Source organism: Winogradskyella ouciana (genome assembly GCF_009709615.1).
GTDB classification, from domain to species: Bacteria; Bacteroidota; Bacteroidia; order Flavobacteriales; family Flavobacteriaceae; genus Winogradskyella; species Winogradskyella ouciana.
The window spans coordinates 259,603-279,408 of sequence record NZ_WJYA01000006.1 but is presented as its reverse complement, the minus strand read 5'-3'; the positions used below and the strand labels follow the sequence as shown (position 1 = coordinate 279,408).

Sequence of the window (19,806 nt, the reverse complement as noted above, 5' to 3'; positions counted from 1 at the left end):
TTCTAGCTAACTTTGCTATCTTTGACGCTTCAAAAAACCAACTCAAATGGCACTTACGGCACTTAGCGCAATTTCACCAATAGATGGCAGATATAGATCTAAAGTAGAAGCTTTAGGCAACTATTTTTCTGAAGAAGCATTGATTAAATATCGTGTTTTAGTAGAGATTGAATATTTTATCGCTTTGTGCGAATTGCCACTACCTCAACTAGAGTCTGTTTCGCATTCTGTTTTTGATGACTTAAGGGCTATTTATAAGAATTTTACACCTGTTGATGCTTCAGCGATTAAAGAAATTGAAAAGGTTACCAATCATGATGTAAAGGCGGTTGAATACTTTATAAAAGAGAAATTTGACGCCTTGGATTTAGCGGATTATAAAGAATTTATCCACTTCGGATTGACATCTCAAGACATTAATAACACAGCTATTCCTCTAAGTATTAAGGAAGCTATGAATGATGTCTATGTTCCGGAATACCATACATTATTAGAGAAAATTGAAGCTTTAGCCAAAGAATGGTCAGATATACCAATGTTGGCAAGAACACATGGACAACCAGCGTCACCAACACGATTGGGTAAAGAAATTGAGGTTTTTGCAGTAAGACTAAAGGAACAATTTAATTTATTGAATGATGTACCAAGTGCTGCAAAATTTGGTGGTGCCACCGGAAACTTTAATGCGCATAAAGTAGCTTATCCAAATATTGACTGGAAAGCCTTCGGAACAAAATTCGTTCAGGAGAAATTAGGTTTACAGCATTCGTTCCCAACAACTCAAATTGAACATTATGACCATGCTGCAGCTTTGTTTGATGCCTTAAAGCGCATCAACACCATTATCATAGATTTAGATAGAGACATTTGGACCTACGTATCCATGGATTACTTTAAGCAAAAAATCAAAAAAGGTGAAGTGGGCAGTTCTGCTATGCCTCATAAAGTAAACCCAATAGATTTTGAAAACAGCGAAGGCAACTTAGGTATTGCCAATGCTATTTTTGAGCATTTATCAGCAAAATTACCGATATCGAGATTACAGCGCGACCTTACTGACAGTACAGTGTTAAGAAACGTTGGTGTACCTTTTGGCCATACCCTTATTGGTTTTAAATCCACTTTAAAAGGTTTGGGCAAGTTATTGTTGAACGAGGCTAAATTTGTACAAGATCTTGAAAACAATTGGGCTGTAGTGGCTGAAGCGATTCAAACAATATTAAGGCGTGAAGGTTATCCAAATCCTTATGAAGCGTTAAAAGGGTTGACGAGAACCAATGAAGCCATTACACAAAAATCCATTTCAAATTTTATTGATACATTAGAGGTTTCGGATGCCATTAAATCTGAACTCAAAAGAATTACACCAAGTAATTATACGGGTATATGAAGTTATTTCCAATAAATAGAAATTCCATAGCACTTAGCGTCGTTGCTTTTGTTAGTATTGGTTTTTTTGTAGCTGGCTTATTTGATGTTCTAGATTATTTTATAATGAAAGCCTTATTATTTACAGGTTTTGCGGTTTTGCTAGTTATTGCACTCATCCATGCCCTTAAGAATAATGATAAAAAAAAATCGTCCTGAAGAAATTCCCCAAGACGATTCGCATTAACATTTTAAATAAATATTGTCAGTTTATTTAAAAAAGTGTTTTATTCCATTTAAGTTACTGTCATCAAAGTTCATGTCTTTCAATACGGATTGCAAGGACATTAACTTACCAGCATTCATATCATCACCTAAAACTCTTGCTACGACAAAACCTTTATCGTTAGCATTTCCAAAGACAATAAGCTCATCTATATTCTCTACATCACCTATAAACTTCACCATAAACTTACCATCCTTAGTGTTGCCACCTCGCATCAGTTCCTGATATTTTGAGTCCTTTAAAATAGCTTTAACTTTTTCTAGCTCTACTTTATACTCCTCCTTATTATCTTCCCCAAGGGTAAAAGCTAAAATATTAAGTTTGTCAACAGACTCATAAGCTTCTTTTTGCTCATCTGTGAGTTCTACTTTTTCAACATCGATAAAACTTGCAGGTATGTCACCAGATATAAAACCTGGTTTTAGCTCATTATCCACAAAATAGGTTTGCAATGTTGGCCCTTGGTTGCAGCTTGTAAAAGCCACAGCCAAAAGCAACAATACCATTGATTTTTTGATTGATTGTATCATAATTTTATTAGTCATTCTTTTCGCCAGCTTTCTTTAACTGCTCTCCACCTGGAAAATCCATTTGATTTGTGATTTTTGAAATCTGTCTCAAATCTATATCACCAGTTAAGGTCATAATTACAGTTTCAAACTCACGCTTTTCGCCATTGATTTCTATATTCTCACCTTTAGTCATTTCCTTAAGACCAGAAATAAACATCAATAATTCCTTTACATGGTTTTCATCCTTACCTTCTTTTACGTAAAACTTAACGGTTTGTTCACCATCCTTAATACGCATTAACTCTTCTAAGTCAGACGATTTTAAATACTTATCTACGGTAGCCTTCATATCTGCCGAGATACTTTCGTCTCCTGTAGTAAACACTTTAAATCCTGTAATGCTTGCTGCCATCTCAGCATATTCCTTCATTTCTGGGTCATCCATATCTATACCCATAGTCGCTAACATTTTGAACATTTTCTGATTTAAGATAACCGAAGTTACACCTTCTAAATCTTCAAATCTGTCAAAAACACTCTGACTGAATGAGGTCATTGATGTAAGCATTACCGCTGCTATAATTACTAATTTTTTCATGATTTCCTGTTTTTAATTTTTGTTTTAATTCTTTAATAATTTGTTTGTTGTTTCACTAAATTCTGTAATGTGGCTTGCTTTATTTAAGCCTACATTAAAGTTTTCAGAAGCTAAGTCTAGTGCATTGATACTCGAGGTTCCATCACTGAAATTATCCGAGAGCATCGCCAAAGCCGCTTTAGCCTCTAAATACATTTGTTGTTCCTCTGGCGGATAATCTGCCAAAGTTTTTGGTTCGTTATCCCAAACTCGCGGAACAATAAAACCAAGCAAAAGAACGGCAACTGCTGCGACAGAAATCCATTGATACAATTTTGTTCTCTTAGGTTTTAATGGAACGTCTTTTGTGTACTGCTCTTGTTGCGATTGCGAAAAGTATAGGAACATTGGTTTGTAATGTTCTAAATGTGGTGCTACATCATCACTCTCAAAATAAGCTCTCAGTTGTGCTTCTTCGGCTAACGATGTCTCAGCATTGTTATACTTTTCTAATAGTTTTTCTATATTATTTAATACCATATTGATGTGTATTAGTCAATTTTTCTCTTATTGTTTTACGTGCCCTAGATAAATTTACTCGTACTGCTGTTTCGTTCATTTCTAGCATTTCCGCTATTTCAGCATAGTCATACTGTTCTATATCTCTTAACTGCACTATTATTTTTTGTTGTTCTGGAAGGTCTTCCATAATCTTAGAAACCCAATCCACGCTATCTCTAGCTTCTACTTGTTTTTGTAATGACAAGTCATTATTGGTATAATTACTGTGAACGATTTTTAAATTTTGTGCCTGTTTGGATTTTAACCGATCCAAACAAAAATTCTTTGTCATTGTCATTGAGAAAGCTTCTACATTTTTGTATTCACTTATCTTCTCTTTATTTCTCCATAATTTCAGCAATATTTCTTGCGTAGCATCCTCGGCTTCTTCACGAGAAACCAGTAAACGTTTTGCCAAACGGAATACCTTATCCTTAAATGGCATCACTAAGCTTACAAAATCTGCCTGCTTCATTACTTTTTTGATTGGTGGTTGAATACAATTTTACTTGCCTTCATAACTACGACGATACACATTACAATTTGTTACAAAGTTTTTTTATTTATAATAATGTAAGTAAATTTAGAGTTTTACAGACAGATGTAAAAAACGCTATAAAAAAAGAAAATGATGAAAAAGTTTAGTCTTATTGCACTACTGTGCGCCTTTACCTTTGTTTTAACAGGCTGTTTTGAAGATTTAGATGATAACGCCATTGCAAATTCAGACATCAATGATTTTGTCTGGAAAGGGATGAATGCTTATTATCTGTATAATTCACCCGATCAGGTACCCGACTTATCCAACGATAGATTTGGCATTAACGGTATTGATGATAGATACGAGAAAACCGAAGAATACTCAGAATATCTTAATGGTTTTGCCACTCCAGAAGATCTCTTTGAGACTTTAATATTTGAACCTCTAGATCCTTTCTCTGTTATTGTACCAAATTATTTAGATATTATAAATGCCCAACAAGGCACAACGCTTAGTAATGGGATAGAATTTAGATTGTATTTGGTCCCTGGAAGTCAGACTGAAGTGTTTGGTGCGATAACATTAGTTTTAAACAATAGTGTTGCTGATAATTTAGGCCTGGTAAGAGGTCAGGTTTTTAGAGCTGTGGATGGAACAGATCTTACGACATCAAATATTAATACACTATTAGGGCAGGACTCTTATACATTGAATTTTGCTGACTATGATAATAACGGAACTCCGCAAGCAGATGATGACACTATAACTTTAAATGGTGAAAGCACAGACTTAACAAAAGCTGCCTATACAGAAAACCCTGTCCATATTGCTCAAGTCTTAAACCTCACAAATGTTAATGTTGGTTATTTGATGTATAATGGGTTTAGTAGCAATTTTGATAATGAATTAAATGATGCTTTTGGTCAGTTTCAGGCTGCTGGAGTGCAAGAATTGGTTATTGATTTAAGGTACAATGGAGGCGGAAACATACAAACAGCCGTTCATTTGGCAAGTATGGTAACTGGTCAGTTTAATGGACAGGTATTTTCAAAACTATTCTATAATAACAATCAGCAAAGTCAGAATAGAAATTACGAATTTACAAACGCATTGTCAGACAACACGTCGATTAATAGTTTAAATCTGAATAAAGTATATGTATTGACATCATCAAGTTCTGCCTCAGCAAGCGAACTCATCATCAACAGTTTAAGACCTTATATAGAAGTTGTGCATATTGGTGATATGACAGCAGGAAAAACACAAGCCAATCGTCTTGTATTTGACTCACAAGAGTTTGATGGCAACAATGTTAATGGAAATCATAATTACGCTCTAATTCCGCTTATTGCTAATTCTACAAATGTTAATGATGGTTTAGTACCTACAAACGGGTTAACTCCAGATGTTAACATAGTTGAAACACCAAGCACTTTTGGAACTTTAGGTATGATTTCTGAACCATTATTGGCTGCAGCTATAGCTGACATTACAAATGGAGATCGATCTTTTAATAGAAATATAGATTTTCCTATTCTTGAAGAAATTAGTGCTAAAGAACTAAAGTCTCCAATTGAAAATCTAATGTTTGAAGACTAAAAAAAAGCCGCTTTAAAGCGGCTTTTTTCATTGACTACAACATGAGGTTAAACCCTAAATTAAATCCCCTTCCCTTAGTTGTAAAACCAAAAAGTTCTTGATAGTCTTCATTAAAAATGTTTGTAAGGTTTGCAAACACTGTCATTTTATTGTTGATGATTTTATGGCTGATGTAAAAATCCAGCAACCCATAAGAATCGAGCGTCACTGAATCATTTTCAAAAGTTTCATTGTTAAATACCAGATCTTCTCTCTCATCATTATATTGAAAAGACAAGCTTATTTGCATTAGTTCTGAAAGCGCATAGTCCAATCTCGTATTGATCTTTATTTCAGGAATCCTAAGACTTAAGTCTTCATCTAAAGTTGTGTAAGTTCCATTTAGATTAAGGTTCATGTCCTTAATCACTTTTATTTGTGCAACCAGTTCCAAACCACTAGCAGTAAAAGATTCATCGATATTTTGATATTGAAACACAAAACCACCAGTATCTACAAAATCAATAAAATTATCTTCATTTCTTGTGAAGTAAACCAAACTTAAAGTGGCTCTATCCTTAATATTAAACTCTGCTCCTACTTCAATGGTTTGATTCTCTTCGGGTTCTAAATCAGGGTTTCCAAAACTAGGCTCAAACAATTGATATAAAGATGATGTGATAAAAGCTGTACTATAACTCGCCAAACCCTTTACATAACCAAATTCCAAATCAATTTTATAAGAAGGATTTACACTATAAACAAAGTGACTCCCATATTCGCTATGATTGTTTAATCGCGCACCAGCATTGACATTCAATCCAAAATCTGAAACATAAACCACGTTTACATATGGATCTGTAATTGTAAATTGTGCAGTTTCTGGGTCTATTGCTTGACTAAAATCCGTTTCACCAAAAGGAATAGTAAAAGTTTCCATTTGGTTATCTTGATAGTTAATTCCCAAAACAGTGTAGAATGTATCGCTAAAATTATAGCGATTAAAAGCATCTACGACTATACTCTGTGCATTAAATTGTGAAGGGAAACCAGATTCAATCTCGCGCTCAACATCATTATAAGCAGCATTCACGGTGATGCTTCCTCGTTTATAATTAAATTCTGGTGACGCACCTATTCTATATTGTTGGGAGATTGATACATTGTCTGCATCCATCAGACCAAAACTATCATCAAAATCGGCCTTATAGTTATCAAAACTTGCATAAGTGCTCAATTTAAATGCATTACTGAACTTATATCCCAACTTTACATTTCCGTTGTGACTGTTAAAAGCATCAGACTCTGTAACACCCTCTATTGCTGATAATCCGTCTGTAAATTGATGTCCGAAGCTGGCCAAATAATTAAATTTACCTAATTGTCCATTTACAGAAACACTATTTCTAAAATCCTCAATAGCATAATTATTTTCATCTGAAGATTGATTGGTACCTAATGTGCTTCTCAAATTCAAGTTAATAGCTTTTTTTGAGGCTTCCTTGAGTTTAATATTAATAACAGCAGTTGCAGCACCTGTTCCGTACAGTGTGCTCGATGCACCCTTTAAAATCTCAATAGATTCTACTTGGTCCGCATTTAACAAACGTAAATCGTAATCATTGGCAATTTGAGATGGGTCAGTAACCTGTACTCCATCAATAAGTATTAAAACCTGGCGATTACGTCCACCACGAATAAAATAACTTAGGTTCTGACCAGCGTTGCTGCGAACACCGTTAATTTCTACACCAACCGTTCTACCGATAATTTCGGCAATGGACTGTCCTTGTAGTTTTTCTAAATCTTCTGAGGTAATCTTAGTAATGACCTTACTCGAATTTTCTCGTCTTAGTTGAAACTTTGAGTCTGTAACTACCACTTCCTCTAACTTCTCAACTTTTACTGAATCTTGCTCTTTTTGTGCAAATCCAACAGATAGCATACCTAAACCAAGTATGCTACAAAACACTTTTGTTTTGTTCATTTTAAAATTTAATTACTCGAGAACACACTGAAATTAGTATGTAAACTTTTATCCCGAAAGTTTGACTTCTATGTTGAAATTGGCAGGTCTCCTGACTTGCGTCTTGCTATTCGTCTTCCCATACCTAGGTTTCGGTACAGTGACATTGAAGGTTATAACAAGCTTTATAGCTTACAGTTGCGGGAACAGTTTTGGAATTGAAAATTTTATTCGCACCAAATTCCCTTTTAATCCAATCGGTTAAGGATTGGAACCTAATTTCGGCGCAAAACTAAACATTTTGTTTAATGATTGACACAAAACTTTAAATAATATTACTTTTGAAAGAAATTGATGATTTTGAAAAAAACACTCTATATTTTTTTACCGATTTTAATTCTATTTAGCAGTTGCAAAGAGGATAAAGGCATCAAAAGAGATCTTCCTCCCTTAGATAAAAGTTCAATAAATTTAAAATACGCCAAAGGCTTTTCAGTAACTGACAACAGAGATTATAAAATTTTAACCATTGAAACACCTTGGCCTGAAGCTAAGAAAAACTATAAATATCTTATTGCTTCTAAGGAACAGCTATCAAAAATGACTTTTCCTAGAGATGCTTATGACGGTGTCATTACAAATGATATTACAAAGCTCGTCGTTACATCCACGACTCACATTCCAGCTTTAGAATTGTTGGGTGTAGAACAAACTTTAATCGGTTTTCCTGAAACAGACTATATTTCTTCAGAAAAAACCAGAAAGCGAATCAATGAAGGTAAAGTAAGGGAACTCGGTAAAAATGAAGGCATCAATACTGAAGTGCTTTTAGAGCTTAATCCAGATGTGGTGATTGGTTTTGGTGTAGATGGAGTCAACAAGACTTTTGAAACTATAAAAAAAGCTGGTGTTCCTGTAATTTATAATGGCGATTGGGTAGAATCCTCAGCTTTGGCAAAAGCAGAATGGATAAAATTCTTCGGTGTGCTTTTTAATCAAGAACAAAAGGCGGATTCCATTTTTAAAAACATCGAAAAAGATTATTTAAAAGCAAAATCTATTGCGAAGCAAGCCAAAACGCAACCAACAGTTTTAAGTGGAGCCATGCATAAAGATGTTTGGTATTTACCAAATGGTTCTAGTCCCGAAGCACAATTTTTAAATGATGCTAACGTCAACTACCTTTGGAGTGACACCTCTGGAAATGGAAGCTTAGCATTAAGCTTTGAAGCTGTGCTAGACAAAGCAAAAGATGCTGATATATGGTTAAATCCATCCTATTACAGTAGTTTAGAGCAGTTGAAAAAAGCGAGTTCTTTATATACAAATTTTGAAGCTTTTAAAACCAACAACGTTTTCTCATTTACCAATGCAAAGGGAGAAACCGGTGGAGTATTATATTACGAGTTAGGTACAGCAAGACCTGATTTGGTCTTAAAGGATTTAATAAAAATTTGCCATCCGGAATTGTTAGATGGTTATACTCCATATTTCTTTAAGAAACTTAAATAAAACAAGAGACCTCACAGGTTTTAAAACCTGTGAGGTCTTATAAATAATGAAAATCAACTACAAATACCAATTCATAGCGCTCTCAGTAATTTTATTGCTATGTTTTTTTGTGAATATAAGTTTAGGCTCTATTAGTATTCCGATGGATAGTATTTTTGGTAGTCTTTTCGGAACTATAGAGAATAGCACTTGGGAGGTAATTGTAACCGATTTTAGATTGCCAAAAGCCATAACAGCCATTTTGGTTGGCTCTGGTTTAGGCATTTCAGGATTGTTAATGCAAACCTTATTTAGAAATCCCTTAGCAGGTCCATTTGTCTTGGGTATCAGCTCTGGTGCAAGTCTTGGTGTTGCTTTGGTGATTTTAGGTTCTGGGCTATTTGGAAGTCTATTCGCCACAGCACTTATTTCTAAATGGAGTATTGTTATTGCTGCTAGTTTAGGCAGTTTCTTGGTACTATTGGCTGTTTTGGCGGTTTCAAACAAAGTCCGAGATACTATGGCTATTCTTATCATCGGTTTAATGTTTGGCAGTATTACGGCTGCTGTGGTTAGTGTACTCTCCTACTTTAGTTCAGCCGAGCAATTACAACAATACATTTTTTGGGGTTTCGGTAGCTTAAGCAATTTATCCTGGGATGAGTTACTAATTTTCTTCGGGATTTATCTTATTGGTCTTATTTTGAGTATTGCCTCCATCAAAGGTCTAAATAGTTTATTACTTGGAGATAATTATGCCAAGAGTTTAGGTCTTAATTTAAAACAAAGCAGACTAATTATTATTTTAGCAACTAGCCTTATTGCAGGAACAATTACAGCCTTTGCTGGTCCAATTGCTTTTATTGGTTTGGCGATTCCGCATTTAACACGTCAAATATTTAAAACCTCGAATCACAAAGTGCTATTGCCAGCTGTATTTCTATATGGAGCGATAGTTATATTAATTTGTGACAGTATTGCTCAAATTCCTGGAAGCGATTACACTTTACCAATTAATGCCATAACAGCTTTGGTTGGTGCGCCTGTTGTAATATGGTTATTGGTAAGACAACGAAAAATGATGTTTTAGATGAAAGTTAGAAGTATGAAGTTTGAAGTTAGAAGTATTTTTGTTTGCTTAATGCTTACACTAGTTAGCTGTAATAAAGATTATAGCTCACCAGAATTAGAGAAACACTTTACTGAGGCTCAAATTAAAGATTTAAATAAAATCAATGATTTTTTTATTTCTGAAATATTGAAAAGTGAAAATCAAAACTTTTTAATAGCATTTGATAACTTTTTCAATGAATGTCGAACAAAAGGCATTGATGCTATTTATAGCACTATGAAACTTGAAGATTTTGATAAAGTTTTAAATTCAATATCAAAATCTACTATGGATGAAATTTGGGTGGTAAGTTCAGGAGTTATCAAAGAAAACCGAACCAAGTTTAATCGATTAGCACCAAAGTATAATGGTAAGTATCAAAGATTTTTAAAAGACATTGGTAAAGAAAATGAAATCGTTAAAAAGTATTCTGATAGAATGATAGCTACTGGTGATTATAATCCTGGACTTTTTGATGAGTCTTTAATAAATAGTTATAAAAAAATAGATTACGGCAGTGAACAAATTCAAATCATTTTGGCAATCCATTATTTTTCCGTTATATATGTTTATTTAAACATTGAAAACCGTTTATAGAGTTGTATTCGTGTCAAAAAAAAGCCAAAATATCATCCTTAAAGCAGAACAACTTTCCATAGGTTACAAAACCAAGAAAGCTGAAACTGTTGTGGCGTCAAATATTAATTTTGAATTACAACAAGGTCAACTCATTGGTTTGGTTGGAGCAAACGGAATTGGTAAGTCAACACTTTTAAGAACCTTGATTAAAGTACAGCCTGCGTTATCAGGGACTATTCTTTTAGATGACAAAGATTTAAAATCCACTTCTACTACAGATTTGGCAAAGCAGCTTAGCATTGTGCTCACTGAACAATTAACCTCAAAAAATCTTTCAGTATATGAGTTAGTAGCTCTAGGAAGGCATCCTTATACCAATTGGATAGGCAACTTAACAGATAAAGATATCTCTATTATCAATTCGTCTTTAAAGCAGGTCAATATTTTTGATTTAAAAGACAAAAGATGCTACGAACTCAGTGATGGTCAGTTACAAAAGGTGATGATTGCTCGTGCTTTGGCTCAAGATACCGATGTGATTGTTTTGGATGAGCCCACCACGCATCTCGACATGTATCACAAAGCCTATATTTTAAAGCTCTTACAAAAGCTCACCAAAGAAACCGGGAAAACAATTTTATTTTCTTCACATGAAATTGATTTAGCCATTCAGCTATGTGACACTATGATTGTTATGCGAAAAGATGATGTAGTTTGCGGCCAGCCATGTCAATTAATTTCAAAAGGTGTATTTGAATCTCTTTTTCCTGAAGATTTAATTTTATTTGATGATAAATCCGGAAGTTTTCGAATTAAGAAATAGCGTATTCATCTTCGGGCTTCATACTTCAAATTTCGACCTAAAAATGTATCTTTGATAAATTCTCTTTTTCAACATGAACGACACACTCATTCTATTTATAGCTATCATTTTTTCAGCAGGAATTGGCGCATTTATTGGGCTTAAGTTTGCACAACTCAAAAGCAAAGGAGACAAAAGTGCCCTTGAAGAACGCCAACTACAACTTAATAATACCATTGGAGAACTCAAGCAGACTATAGAGAAAATTGAAACGGATCGCGAAGCTATTAGAAAAGAAAAAGACTTTTTAAATACCGAATTATCTAGACGAAATACCGAATATGAGAACCTTCAACAACAAAATTTAAAGCGAGATGAAGAGTTAGCCAAGCAACAAGAACAACTAAGAAAGGATTTTGAATTGATGGCTTCAAAAATCTTGGATGAAAAATCAGAAAAATTCACGCTTCAGAACAAAGAGAACATCAAAAACATCCTCAATCCCCTTGAAGAGAAAATAAAAACGTTTGAAAAGAAAGTTGAAGACACCCAAAAGGAGAGCATAAGTATGCATTCGGCTTTAAAAGAACAACTACTTGGTTTAAAGGACCTTAACCAACAAATGGCACTTGAAGCTACCAATTTAACCAAAGCCCTAAAAGGTGATAGCAAAACGCAAGGGAATTGGGGCGAATTGGTGTTAGAGCGTGTTTTAGAGAAATCTGGACTGGAAAAGGATAGAGAGTATTTTGTTCAGCAGAACTTTACTCGCGAAGATGGAAGTCGCGTAATGCCAGATGTGGTATTGCATCTTCCCGATTCGAAGAAAATGATTATTGACTCTAAAGTGTCATTAACGGCTTATGAGCGGTTGGTAAATGCCGAGGATGAGGAGAGAGCTATGTATCTAAAAGCGCATGTAAATTCCATTAAAAAACATGTTGACGATCTTTCTGCTAAGAATTATCACGATTTATACGATATAGAATCTCCAGACTTTGTGTTAATGTTTATTCCTATTGAGCCTGCTTTTGCTGTAGCCATTAATGAAGACAATACACTTTACAACAAAGCGTTTGAGCAAAACATTGTCATTGTAACACCTTCTACCCTTTTGGCCACGTTGCGTACTATCGATACCATGTGGAACAATGAAAAGCAACAGCAGAATGCCATTGAAATTGCTAGACAAGCTGGTGCGCTCTATGATAAGTTTGAAGGCTTGGTAACCGATTTAACAGGTGTTGGTAAAAAGATAGATGCTGCCAAAAACGATTATTCTTCTGCTATGAATAAGTTAGTTGAAGGTAAGGGCAATCTTATTTCGCGCGTTGAAAAGATTAAAAAAATGGGCGCTAAAGCCAAAAAAGCATTACCCGAGAAGATTATAAAAAGAGCTTCTGAAGATTTTGAATAAAAAAACTATCGACACTATTTACAAATGGACACTTCGGTTCTATTACGCTAGAATTTTAATCATTGGAATTAGCTTAATCTGCCTTTGTATAGTGGGTTTATTTACAGATTATATGTTTTCAGAAAACAACGACCTCAACTTGTTTTTGTGCTTAATCTTTGGCTTTTTGGGAATAATACTTCTTTTAATTGGTTTGTTCGAAAAAATAGAGACCGAATATGGCATCCGTAATAGACGGCATGAGAAAGATTTTGAATAAAAGCTTTAAATTTATATTCCACAAACAAGGAATAATTAAAAATATTCCGTTTTTAAGGAATAAATTTGTTTATTCCGTTTTAAAGGCATATATTTGAATAAATAATATGTGGTATGACTAGTGTTATTACGGGAGATATTATAAAATCTAGGAATATATCAGACCAAAGTATTTGGATAGAGCAACTCAAATATGCCCTAAATATGGTGTCTTCAGACAAATCCTATTACGAAATATATCGTGGCGACAGTTTTCAATATGAATGCAGAGATCCTTATAACAGTTTTGAATATGCGGTTTATATTAAAGCATGTATCAAAACCATAAAAGGTTTAGACGTAAGAATGTCCATAGGCATTGGGACAAAAGATTACGAAGGAAATTCCGTTAGCGAATCTAATGGAGAAGCATTTGTTTTTTCAGGGGAAACATTCGAAACTTTGAAAAAGGAGAAACAAAATCTAAAAATTAAAACCAAAAATACAGAACTCAACGAAGAACTAAATTTATATTTTAGACTAGCGTTAATAAGTATGGATAATTGGACCGTTAATTCAGCGGAAATTGTGAAGCTAAGCTTAGAAAACCCAAATTTGATTCAATCTGAACTCGCCAAATTAATTGATATAAGTCAAGACGCCGTGAGTAAACGACAAAAACGCGCTCATTTAGACGAAATTATGGCATTGGATAATTTATATAGACAAAAAATAGCTCAGTTATGACGATATTAATCCTCAAACTAATATTGGCTCATCTTATTGGTGATTTCTTTTTGCAGCCACAAAAATGGGTAAAGGATAAAGAGAAGAAAAAATTAAAATCGGTTTGGCTGTATGTTCATGTAATCATCCATGTAGCTTTAATGTTCCTCATTGTTTGGGATTTATCTTATACAAATTTAATCCTTTTGATTGGTGCCTCACATTTAGTTATTGATGCCTTAAAACTCTTGTTGCAAAAGAAGAAAACAAAGCGATTCTTCTTTTTTGCAGACCAACTATTTCATTTGGCTTCAATCTTTACTTTGACTATTCTTTTATTTGAGGGTGATTTTGCATTCACGTTAACGTTTAGTCCAAAATTATTGCTACTAATTATCTGCGCTATTTTTCTAACCATGCCTACCTCAATAATAATGAAAACCATATTCTCTAAATGGGATATTTCAAAATTGACCAAGGGCAATGAATCTCTAAAAGATGCTGGAAAATACATTGGTATTTTAGAACGACTATTGGTTTTTATATTTATTATCGTTGGACATTGGGAAGCTGTCGGATTTTTAATCACAGCTAAATCTGTATTTAGGTTTGGAGATTTAACAGCTTCAAAAGAGCGAAAGCTAACGGAGTATATACTCATAGGTACACTCATTAGCTTTGGTATTGCAATAATTACTAGTTTGGTGTACCTCAACCTTCAACATTATGCATAAAACAGTTGACTCTTCTCGTGTAAGCATTTCGCAGCTTATGCAACCGTCCCATTCTAATTTTAGTGGGAAAATCCATGGTGGCTATATATTAAACCTTATGGACCAGATTGCCTTTGCCTGTGCTTCTAAACACTCTGGCGCATACTGCGTAACTGCATCAGTAGATACCGTAGATTTTATAAACCCAATTGAAGTTGGTGATTTAGTCACCATGAAAGCTTCCGTTAATTATGTAGGTAGAACATCAATGGTTGTTGGTATAAGGGTAGAATCTGAACACATACAATCCGGAAACAAGAAACACTGTAACTCTTCATATTTTACCATGGTAGCCAAAGGTGAAAATGGAAAATCTATTGAAGTGCCTGGCTTAATACTAAACGATAAAACAGAAGTTTTACGGTTTTTAAAAGCCATTAAACGAGCATCAACAAAAAAATCTCGTCAACAAGAGTTTAATCATGCCAGTTTTACTCTTGAAAATTACCTTGAACAGCTAAAAAATTATAGAGTTAAAATTGAGCTTCCTACTGATTATTAAAAATAAAAAAAGCGACCAAAATTGATCGCTTCTCTATTTAATAAATTCTATCTCTATTGCTTTATAAAACGTTTAGTCTGTGTAATTGAATTATTTGAAATTCTTACCAAATACACTCCACTTTTCCATCTAGAAACATTTACAGAAGATTCTAATTGAGTCAATAATCCGTTATAAACACGTTTACCCAACACATCAAATACTTCAAGTTTCATATCATTACTGCCAGATGGTAAAGTAATATTCAATTTGTCCTTAGCAGGATTAGGAGAAATCATCAATTCCCTATTCTGACTTTCAAATTCTGTTGTACTCAAAGATGATGATGCCGTAATATTATCCACTTGAATCACAGCTGAAATAACATCAGGTGCATCCCAAGTTGGAGATGAACTACTTAAAATACGAACGGTAAAAACATCTGACAATACTGAAGCAGCATCGCCACCGCCACTTACTACGGTAAAGTTAGAAGGATCTATTGGAAAAGTAATTGACATCCATGCACCACCTGCTGCAACATTAATGGCACTTGTAGAACAAATTCTAGTACCATTGGTACCTTGCATAGCAATTCTTAGATTAAGATCATTGGTTTGTACTTTTACATCCATAGTGATTTGATCTACCCCTTCAGAAGAATAGTCTCCACTCCACTGCTGATTTTGGGAATAAAAAATCATTTTGCTAGCAACACCACCACCTCCAAGAGAAGTATACTGCAAGCAATTATCACCAGCACCAGCTGGTCCCTCATCTGGTACGTTAACAGGTCCATTAGTTGCATTACCTGCACCACCTATTCTCCATTCTTGTGTTGTACCATCTTGAAAATCATCAACTTGATTTAAAGTTACCTGACCATAAAGTGTACATACAGTAAACAATAAAGAAAATAAAAGTAATGTTCTTTTCATCTAATATAATTTTAAGCTAAGTTAATAATTATTAGTGACATAACTTTGCACTTAATCGAAAAGCGTGAAAATTTACTTACTTAAGTACATCTTACGTCGAGAATATAAGTCATAAAACTCATCATCCTTTAAACTATCTATAAACAAGATACTTTCACCTGTACTCTTCATTTCTGGCCCAAGTTTCTTATTCACATTTGGGAATTTATTAAATGAGAATACAGGCTGTTTAATGGCGTAACCATCTAATTGAGGATTAAAATTAAAGTCTGTTACCTTTTTCTCACCCAACATAACTTTAGTCGCATAATTTACATAAGGTTCTTTGTAAGCTTTTGCAATAAAAGGTACTGTACGAGATGCTCTTGGATTGGCTTCAATGATATAAACCGTATCATCTTTTATGGCGAATTGAATATTGATTAACCCAACAGTATTTAAAGCCAAAGCAATTTTTTTGGTGTGGTCCTTAATCTGCTGCATTACAAACTCACCTAAATTAAATGGTGGCAAGGTAGCGTTACTATCTCCTGAATGTATACCACAAGGTTCGATGTGTTCCATTATACCTATAATGTAAACATTCTCGCCATCACAAATGGCATCAGCTTCAGCTTCTATAGCTCCATCTAAATAATGATCTAACAATAATTTATTACCCGGAATAGATTTTAATAAATCAATGACATGCTCTTCTAATTCTTGTTTGTTGATAACAATCTTCATGCCTTGTCCTCCAAGAACATAAGACGGTCTCACCAATATCGGGAAGTCAAGAACATCTGCAATCGCCAATGCTTCATCTGCCGAAGTTGCAACATCAAATTCTGGGTAAGGAATATTATTTTCTTTTAGCAGCTTTGAAAAGCTTCCTCTGTCTTCAGCCAAATCCAATGACTCATAACTAGTTCCCATGATCTTTATACCATAGCGATCTAGTTTTTCCGCCAATTTCAATGCAGTCTGACCACCAAGCTGCACAATAACACCTTCTGGTTTTTCATGTTGAATAATATCGTAGATATGTTCCCAGAACACAGGTTCAAAATATAACTTGTCCGCTATATCAAAATCTGTAGAAACCGTTTCAGGATTACAGTTTATCATTATGGTTTCGTAACCACATTCTGCGGCTGCTAAGACACCATGCACACAACAGTAATCAAACTCTATACCTTGACCAATACGATTTGGACCAGAACCTAAAACAATGATTTTCTTCTTGTCTGTGACAACACTTTCATTAGCTACAGACACAACACCATCTGCAGTTTCAACCTCACTTTCAAAAGTTGAATAATAATATGGTGTCTGAGCTTTAAACTCAGCCGCACAAGTATCAACCAGTTTGTACACTCGGTTAATATTTAACTCTCTACGCTTGTTGTAAACTTCACTTTCAAGACACTTAAGCATATGTGCAATTTGTCTGTCACCATAGCCTTTTTGTTTCGCCTCAAGCAACAATTCTCTATCTATGTTATCAATCGTATAGGTTGAAATCTCTTTCTCCAAATGATATAGCTCTTCATATTGCTTTAAGAACCACATATCAATTTTTGTGATTTCGTGAATACGACTCAAAGGAATTCCCATTTGTATGGCATCATAAATCACAAAAACCCTGTCCCAACTTGCGCGAGTTAGTTTTTCAATTATTTGATCGTAATTCTTATAACCTTTTCCATCTGCACCTAAACCGTTACGCTTTATTTCTAAAGATTGTGTGGCTTTATGAAGTGCTTCTTGAAACGAACGACCAATAGCCATTACTTCTCCAACGGCTTTCATCTGTAGACCTAACGTTCTGTCAGAACCTTCGAACTTGTCGAAATTCCAACGTGGAATCTTTACGATAACATAATCTAAGGTTGGTTCAAATAATGCAGATGTAGATTTAGTAATCTGATTATCCAACTCATCTAACGTGTACCCTAAAGCTAATTTTGCTGCAATCTTTGCAATAGGATATCCTGTTGCTTTACTCGCCAGAGCTGAAGAGCGTGATACTCTAGGATTAATTTCTATAGCAATAATATCTTCCTCTTCATCAGGACTTACAGCAAATTGCACATTACAACCACCAGCAAAATCCCCAATGCTACGCATCATATGAATGGCCATATCACGCATTTTTTGAAATGTTTTATCCGATAAGGTCATAGCTGGAGCCACCGTAATGGAATCACCTGTATGGATGCCCATTGGATCCATATTCTCAATGGTACAGATGATAACAACATTATCGTTTTTATCGCGTAATAACTCTAGCTCATATTCTTTCCATCCCAATAAGGCTTTGTCAATCATTACCTCATGAATAGGCGAAATTTCTAATCCTCTGGTTAAAGCTTCATCAAATTCCTTCTCATCATATACTATTGATGCTCCGGCACCTCCTAAAGTGAAAGAGGCTCTAATACATAAAGGAAAACCAAATTCTTGCGCTATTTCTTTTCCCTTTAAGAATGACGTCGCTGTTGCTTGTGGTGCCATACCAACACCTATTTGCAACATTAATTCTCTAAATTTTTCTCTATCCTCAGTAATGTTTATGGCATCAATATCAACACCTATAATATCAACATTAAAATCTTCCCAAATGCCTTTTTCGTCAGCCTCTATACATAAATTTAAAGCGGTCTGTCCACCCATAGTTGGTAATACAGCATCAATATGTGGATGCTCCTTTAAAATTTTAATAATAGACTTTGTCGTAAGAGGTAATAAGTAAACATGGTCTGCCATTGTTGGGTCTGTCATAATGGTAGCCGGATTAGAATTGATAAGAATTGTTTCTATTCCGTCTTCACGTAACGACCGTAGAGCTTGAGATCCTGAATAGTCAAATTCGCAGGCTTGACCAATAATTATTGGACCCGAACCGATAAGTAAAATAGACTTGATGTTTTTGTTTTTTGGCATGTGAATATCTTTTGGTTTGCAAAAATAAATATCAATAGGGTATAAAAAAAGGCGTTACACCTAAGTAACACCTTTAAAATATTAACAATTGTTAATCATTATTTTTTATGTCTTAATTCTGAAGATACAGACAATCTCTTTCTTCCTTTAGCTCTTCTACGTGCTAAAACTTTTCTTCCGTTAACAGAAGCCATTCTTTCTCTGAAACCGTGCTTGTTTCTTCTCTTTCTTTTAGACGGTTGAAACGTTCTTTTTGGCATGTCTTATCTTTTTAAATCTTATAATCTTTTTTAATTGTTGAGAGCTATCTCAAAACTGGGTGCAAATATACAACAAGTTTTTACTTTCGCAAGTCTATAAATAAAATTATTTCGATAGAATTTTATTAACTTTGCCAACCTTAAAAAACACACGATATATGTTCAATAAAAATATAAAATTAGTCATTGCTGCATTAATAATTGGTTATGCCATATTCCAATTTACCGAAGGCTATATAGGTAATGGTATTATGTTTATACTTCTTTCAACCATATTCATTTTCCTTTACTTTAAGAATGAAATGATTCTAATGGCATTTTTTAGATTGCGAAAGCAAGATTTTGAAGGTGCTAAAAAATGGTTAGATAAAATAAAAAATCCTGAAGCGGCTTTAGTAAAAAAGCAACAGGGCTACTTAAATTACTTAAATGGTATTATGGTTTCGCAAACCAATATGAACGAAGCCGAAAAATATTTTAAGAAAGCCATAAACTTAGGTTTGTCTATGGACCATGATTTGGCAATGGCAAAGTTGAATTTAGCAGGTATTGCATTTTCTAAACGTCGTAAGCAAGAAGCTCAGAAGTTATTAACTGAAGCAGAAAACTTGGATAAACGTAATATGTTAGCTGAACAGATAAAAATGATGAAACAACAAATGAAAAAAGCTTCAATACCAAGACAACATTATGGCCAACCAACTTCTTCAAGACAAAATCGTAGAAGTAGAAGATAA

General features: G+C 34.3%; 20 protein-coding genes and 1 riboswitch. Of the genes, 12 read left to right on the top strand and 8 right to left on the bottom strand.

Features of this window, described 5'->3' with window-relative positions; translation table 11 throughout:
* The first annotated feature begins 46 nt into the window (after nt 1–46).
* Complete coding sequence (gene purB / locus F1003_RS11245) at nt 47–1,390, top strand: adenylosuccinate lyase (RefSeq protein WP_155089523.1); 1,344 nt, start codon at nt 47–49, stop codon at nt 1,388–1,390.
* On the top strand, nt 1,387–1,587 hold the full coding sequence (locus tag F1003_RS11240; protein WP_155089522.1) for a hypothetical protein: 201 nt from the start codon (nt 1,387–1,389) through the stop codon (nt 1,585–1,587). The genes purB and F1003_RS11240 overlap by 4 nt, the downstream gene beginning before the upstream one ends.
* A 51-nt stretch (nt 1,588–1,638) precedes the next feature.
* On the opposite strand, the gene F1003_RS11235 is transcribed toward F1003_RS11240, so the two are convergent.
* The 4 genes from F1003_RS11235 to F1003_RS11220 are packed head-to-tail and all read right to left on the bottom strand — an operon-like array spanning nt 1,639 to nt 3,779.
* A complete protein-coding gene (locus tag F1003_RS11235; RefSeq protein ID WP_162306963.1) occupies nt 1,639–2,184 on the bottom strand; it encodes a GFO_1091 family lipoprotein in 546 nt (181 codons plus the stop codon).
* A gap of 7 nt (nt 2,185–2,191) precedes the next feature.
* Nucleotides 2,192–2,764 (bottom strand): GFO_1090 family protein, encoded by a 573-nt coding sequence (locus F1003_RS11230; RefSeq protein WP_155089520.1) that lies wholly within the window; start codon nt 2,762–2,764, stop codon nt 2,192–2,194.
* Between the two features lie 24 nt (nt 2,765–2,788).
* Complete coding sequence (locus F1003_RS11225) at nt 2,789–3,283, bottom strand: PG0215 family putative anti-sigma factor (protein WP_155089519.1); 495 nt, start codon at nt 3,281–3,283, stop codon at nt 2,789–2,791.
* Nucleotides 3,270–3,779, bottom strand: a complete 510-nt coding sequence (locus tag F1003_RS11220) for a GFO_1088 family ECF-type sigma factor (RefSeq protein ID WP_155089518.1) — start codon at nt 3,777–3,779, stop codon at nt 3,270–3,272. The genes F1003_RS11225 and F1003_RS11220 overlap by 14 nt, the downstream gene beginning before the upstream one ends.
* Before the next feature lie 153 nt (nt 3,780–3,932).
* On the opposite strand from F1003_RS11220, the gene F1003_RS11215 reads away from it, so the two are divergent.
* Nucleotides 3,933–5,384, top strand: coding sequence for a GFO_1087 family putative carboxy terminal peptidase (locus F1003_RS11215; RefSeq protein ID WP_235898328.1), 1,452 nt, complete (start codon nt 3,933–3,935; stop codon nt 5,382–5,384).
* Nucleotides 5,385–5,418: 34 nt separating this feature from the next.
* On the opposite strand, the gene F1003_RS11210 is transcribed toward F1003_RS11215, so the two are convergent.
* Nucleotides 5,419–7,350, bottom strand: a complete 1,932-nt coding sequence (locus tag F1003_RS11210) for a TonB-dependent receptor plug domain-containing protein (RefSeq protein WP_155089517.1) — start codon at nt 7,348–7,350, stop codon at nt 5,419–5,421.
* A gap of 64 nt (nt 7,351–7,414) precedes the next feature.
* Nucleotides 7,415–7,624, bottom strand: a riboswitch (cobalamin riboswitch).
* 59 nt (nt 7,625–7,683) lie between these two features.
* Here F1003_RS11210 and F1003_RS11205 point away from each other — a divergent pair.
* The 8 genes from F1003_RS11205 (at nt 7,684) to F1003_RS11170 (ending at nt 14,967) form a co-directional block, all read left to right on the top strand.
* Entirely contained in the window at nt 7,684–8,841 is a 1,158-nt protein-coding gene (locus F1003_RS11205) for an ABC transporter substrate-binding protein (RefSeq protein ID WP_155089516.1), read from the top strand.
* A gap of 46 nt (nt 8,842–8,887) precedes the next feature.
* Complete coding sequence (locus F1003_RS11200) at nt 8,888–9,910, top strand: FecCD family ABC transporter permease (protein ID WP_155089515.1); 1,023 nt, start codon at nt 8,888–8,890, stop codon at nt 9,908–9,910.
* On the top strand, nt 9,911–10,528 hold the full coding sequence (locus F1003_RS11195) for a hypothetical protein (protein WP_155089514.1): 618 nt from the start codon (nt 9,911–9,913) through the stop codon (nt 10,526–10,528).
* 10 nt (nt 10,529–10,538) lie between these two features.
* On the top strand, nt 10,539–11,333 hold the full coding sequence (locus tag F1003_RS11190; protein ID WP_162306962.1) for an ABC transporter ATP-binding protein: 795 nt from the start codon (nt 10,539–10,541) through the stop codon (nt 11,331–11,333).
* Between the two features lie 73 nt (nt 11,334–11,406).
* Complete coding sequence (locus F1003_RS11185; protein ID WP_155089511.1) at nt 11,407–12,729, top strand: DNA recombination protein RmuC; 1,323 nt, start codon at nt 11,407–11,409, stop codon at nt 12,727–12,729.
* A 372-nt stretch (nt 12,730–13,101) separates the two neighbouring features.
* The gene (locus tag F1003_RS11180; RefSeq protein ID WP_155089509.1) at nt 13,102–13,713 is read left to right on the top strand and encodes a SatD family protein; all 612 of its coding nucleotides are present in this window, start codon (nt 13,102–13,104) and stop codon (nt 13,711–13,713) included.
* On the top strand, nt 13,710–14,426 hold the full coding sequence (locus F1003_RS11175) for a DUF3307 domain-containing protein (protein WP_155089507.1): 717 nt from the start codon (nt 13,710–13,712) through the stop codon (nt 14,424–14,426). The genes F1003_RS11180 and F1003_RS11175 overlap by 4 nt, the downstream gene beginning before the upstream one ends.
* Nucleotides 14,419–14,967 carry an acyl-CoA thioesterase gene (locus F1003_RS11170; protein WP_155089506.1) on the top strand — a complete coding sequence of 183 codons (549 nt, stop codon included), beginning with the start codon at nt 14,419–14,421 and terminating at the stop codon, nt 14,965–14,967. The genes F1003_RS11175 and F1003_RS11170 overlap by 8 nt, the downstream gene beginning before the upstream one ends.
* A gap of 53 nt (nt 14,968–15,020) precedes the next feature.
* On the opposite strand, the gene F1003_RS11165 is transcribed toward F1003_RS11170, so the two are convergent.
* The 3 genes from F1003_RS11165 to rpmH all read right to left on the bottom strand — a co-directional run bounded on the left by F1003_RS11165 (nt 15,021) and on the right by rpmH (nt 19,069).
* Entirely contained in the window at nt 15,021–15,884 is an 864-nt protein-coding gene (locus tag F1003_RS11165; protein WP_155089505.1) for a T9SS type A sorting domain-containing protein, read from the bottom strand.
* Nucleotides 15,885–15,956: 72 nt separating this feature from the next.
* Entirely contained in the window at nt 15,957–18,809 is a 2,853-nt protein-coding gene (gene carB / locus F1003_RS11160) for a carbamoyl-phosphate synthase large subunit (RefSeq protein WP_155089504.1), read from the bottom strand.
* Nucleotides 18,810–18,907: 98 nt separating this feature from the next.
* Entirely contained in the window at nt 18,908–19,069 is a 162-nt protein-coding gene (gene rpmH, locus F1003_RS11155; RefSeq protein WP_155089503.1) for a 50S ribosomal protein L34, read from the bottom strand.
* 158 nt (nt 19,070–19,227) lie between these two features.
* Between rpmH and F1003_RS11150 the strand changes: the two genes are divergently transcribed.
* Nucleotides 19,228–19,806, top strand: a complete 579-nt coding sequence (locus F1003_RS11150; protein ID WP_155089502.1) for a tetratricopeptide repeat protein — start codon at nt 19,228–19,230, stop codon at nt 19,804–19,806.

Coding starts and splice junctions, on each gene's coding strand:
- F1003_RS11175 (WP_155089507.1), top strand. CDS start 13,710: ATGACGATATTAATCCTCAAACTAATATTGGCTCATCTTATTGGTGAT.
- F1003_RS11235 (WP_162306963.1), bottom strand. CDS start 2,184: ATGATACAATCAATCAAAAAATCAATGGTATTGTTGCTTTTGGCTGTG.
- F1003_RS11210 (WP_155089517.1), bottom strand. CDS start 7,350: ATGAACAAAACAAAAGTGTTTTGTAGCATACTTGGTTTAGGTATGCTA.
- F1003_RS11165 (WP_155089505.1), bottom strand. CDS start 15,884: ATGAAAAGAACATTACTTTTATTTTCTTTATTGTTTACTGTATGTACA.
- F1003_RS11150 (WP_155089502.1), top strand. CDS start 19,228: ATGTTCAATAAAAATATAAAATTAGTCATTGCTGCATTAATAATTGGT.
- purB (WP_155089523.1), top strand. CDS start 47: ATGGCACTTACGGCACTTAGCGCAATTTCACCAATAGATGGCAGATAT.
- F1003_RS11230 (WP_155089520.1), bottom strand. CDS start 2,764: ATGAAAAAATTAGTAATTATAGCAGCGGTAATGCTTACATCAATGACC.
- F1003_RS11195 (WP_155089514.1), top strand. CDS start 9,911: ATGAAAGTTAGAAGTATGAAGTTTGAAGTTAGAAGTATTTTTGTTTGC.
- F1003_RS11205 (WP_155089516.1), top strand. CDS start 7,684: ATGATTTTGAAAAAAACACTCTATATTTTTTTACCGATTTTAATTCTA.
- rpmH (WP_155089503.1), bottom strand. CDS start 19,069: ATGCCAAAAAGAACGTTTCAACCGTCTAAAAGAAAGAGAAGAAACAAG.
- F1003_RS11200 (WP_155089515.1), top strand. CDS start 8,888: ATGAAAATCAACTACAAATACCAATTCATAGCGCTCTCAGTAATTTTA.
- carB (WP_155089504.1), bottom strand. CDS start 18,809: ATGCCAAAAAACAAAAACATCAAGTCTATTTTACTTATCGGTTCGGGT.
- F1003_RS11185 (WP_155089511.1), top strand. CDS start 11,407: ATGAACGACACACTCATTCTATTTATAGCTATCATTTTTTCAGCAGGA.
- F1003_RS11170 (WP_155089506.1), top strand. CDS start 14,419: ATGCATAAAACAGTTGACTCTTCTCGTGTAAGCATTTCGCAGCTTATG.
- F1003_RS11225 (WP_155089519.1), bottom strand. CDS start 3,283: ATGGTATTAAATAATATAGAAAAACTATTAGAAAAGTATAACAATGCT.
- F1003_RS11220 (WP_155089518.1), bottom strand. CDS start 3,779: ATGAAGCAGGCAGATTTTGTAAGCTTAGTGATGCCATTTAAGGATAAG.
- F1003_RS11180 (WP_155089509.1), top strand. CDS start 13,102: ATGACTAGTGTTATTACGGGAGATATTATAAAATCTAGGAATATATCA.
- F1003_RS11215 (WP_235898328.1), top strand. CDS start 3,933: ATGATGAAAAAGTTTAGTCTTATTGCACTACTGTGCGCCTTTACCTTT.
- F1003_RS11240 (WP_155089522.1), top strand. CDS start 1,387: ATGAAGTTATTTCCAATAAATAGAAATTCCATAGCACTTAGCGTCGTT.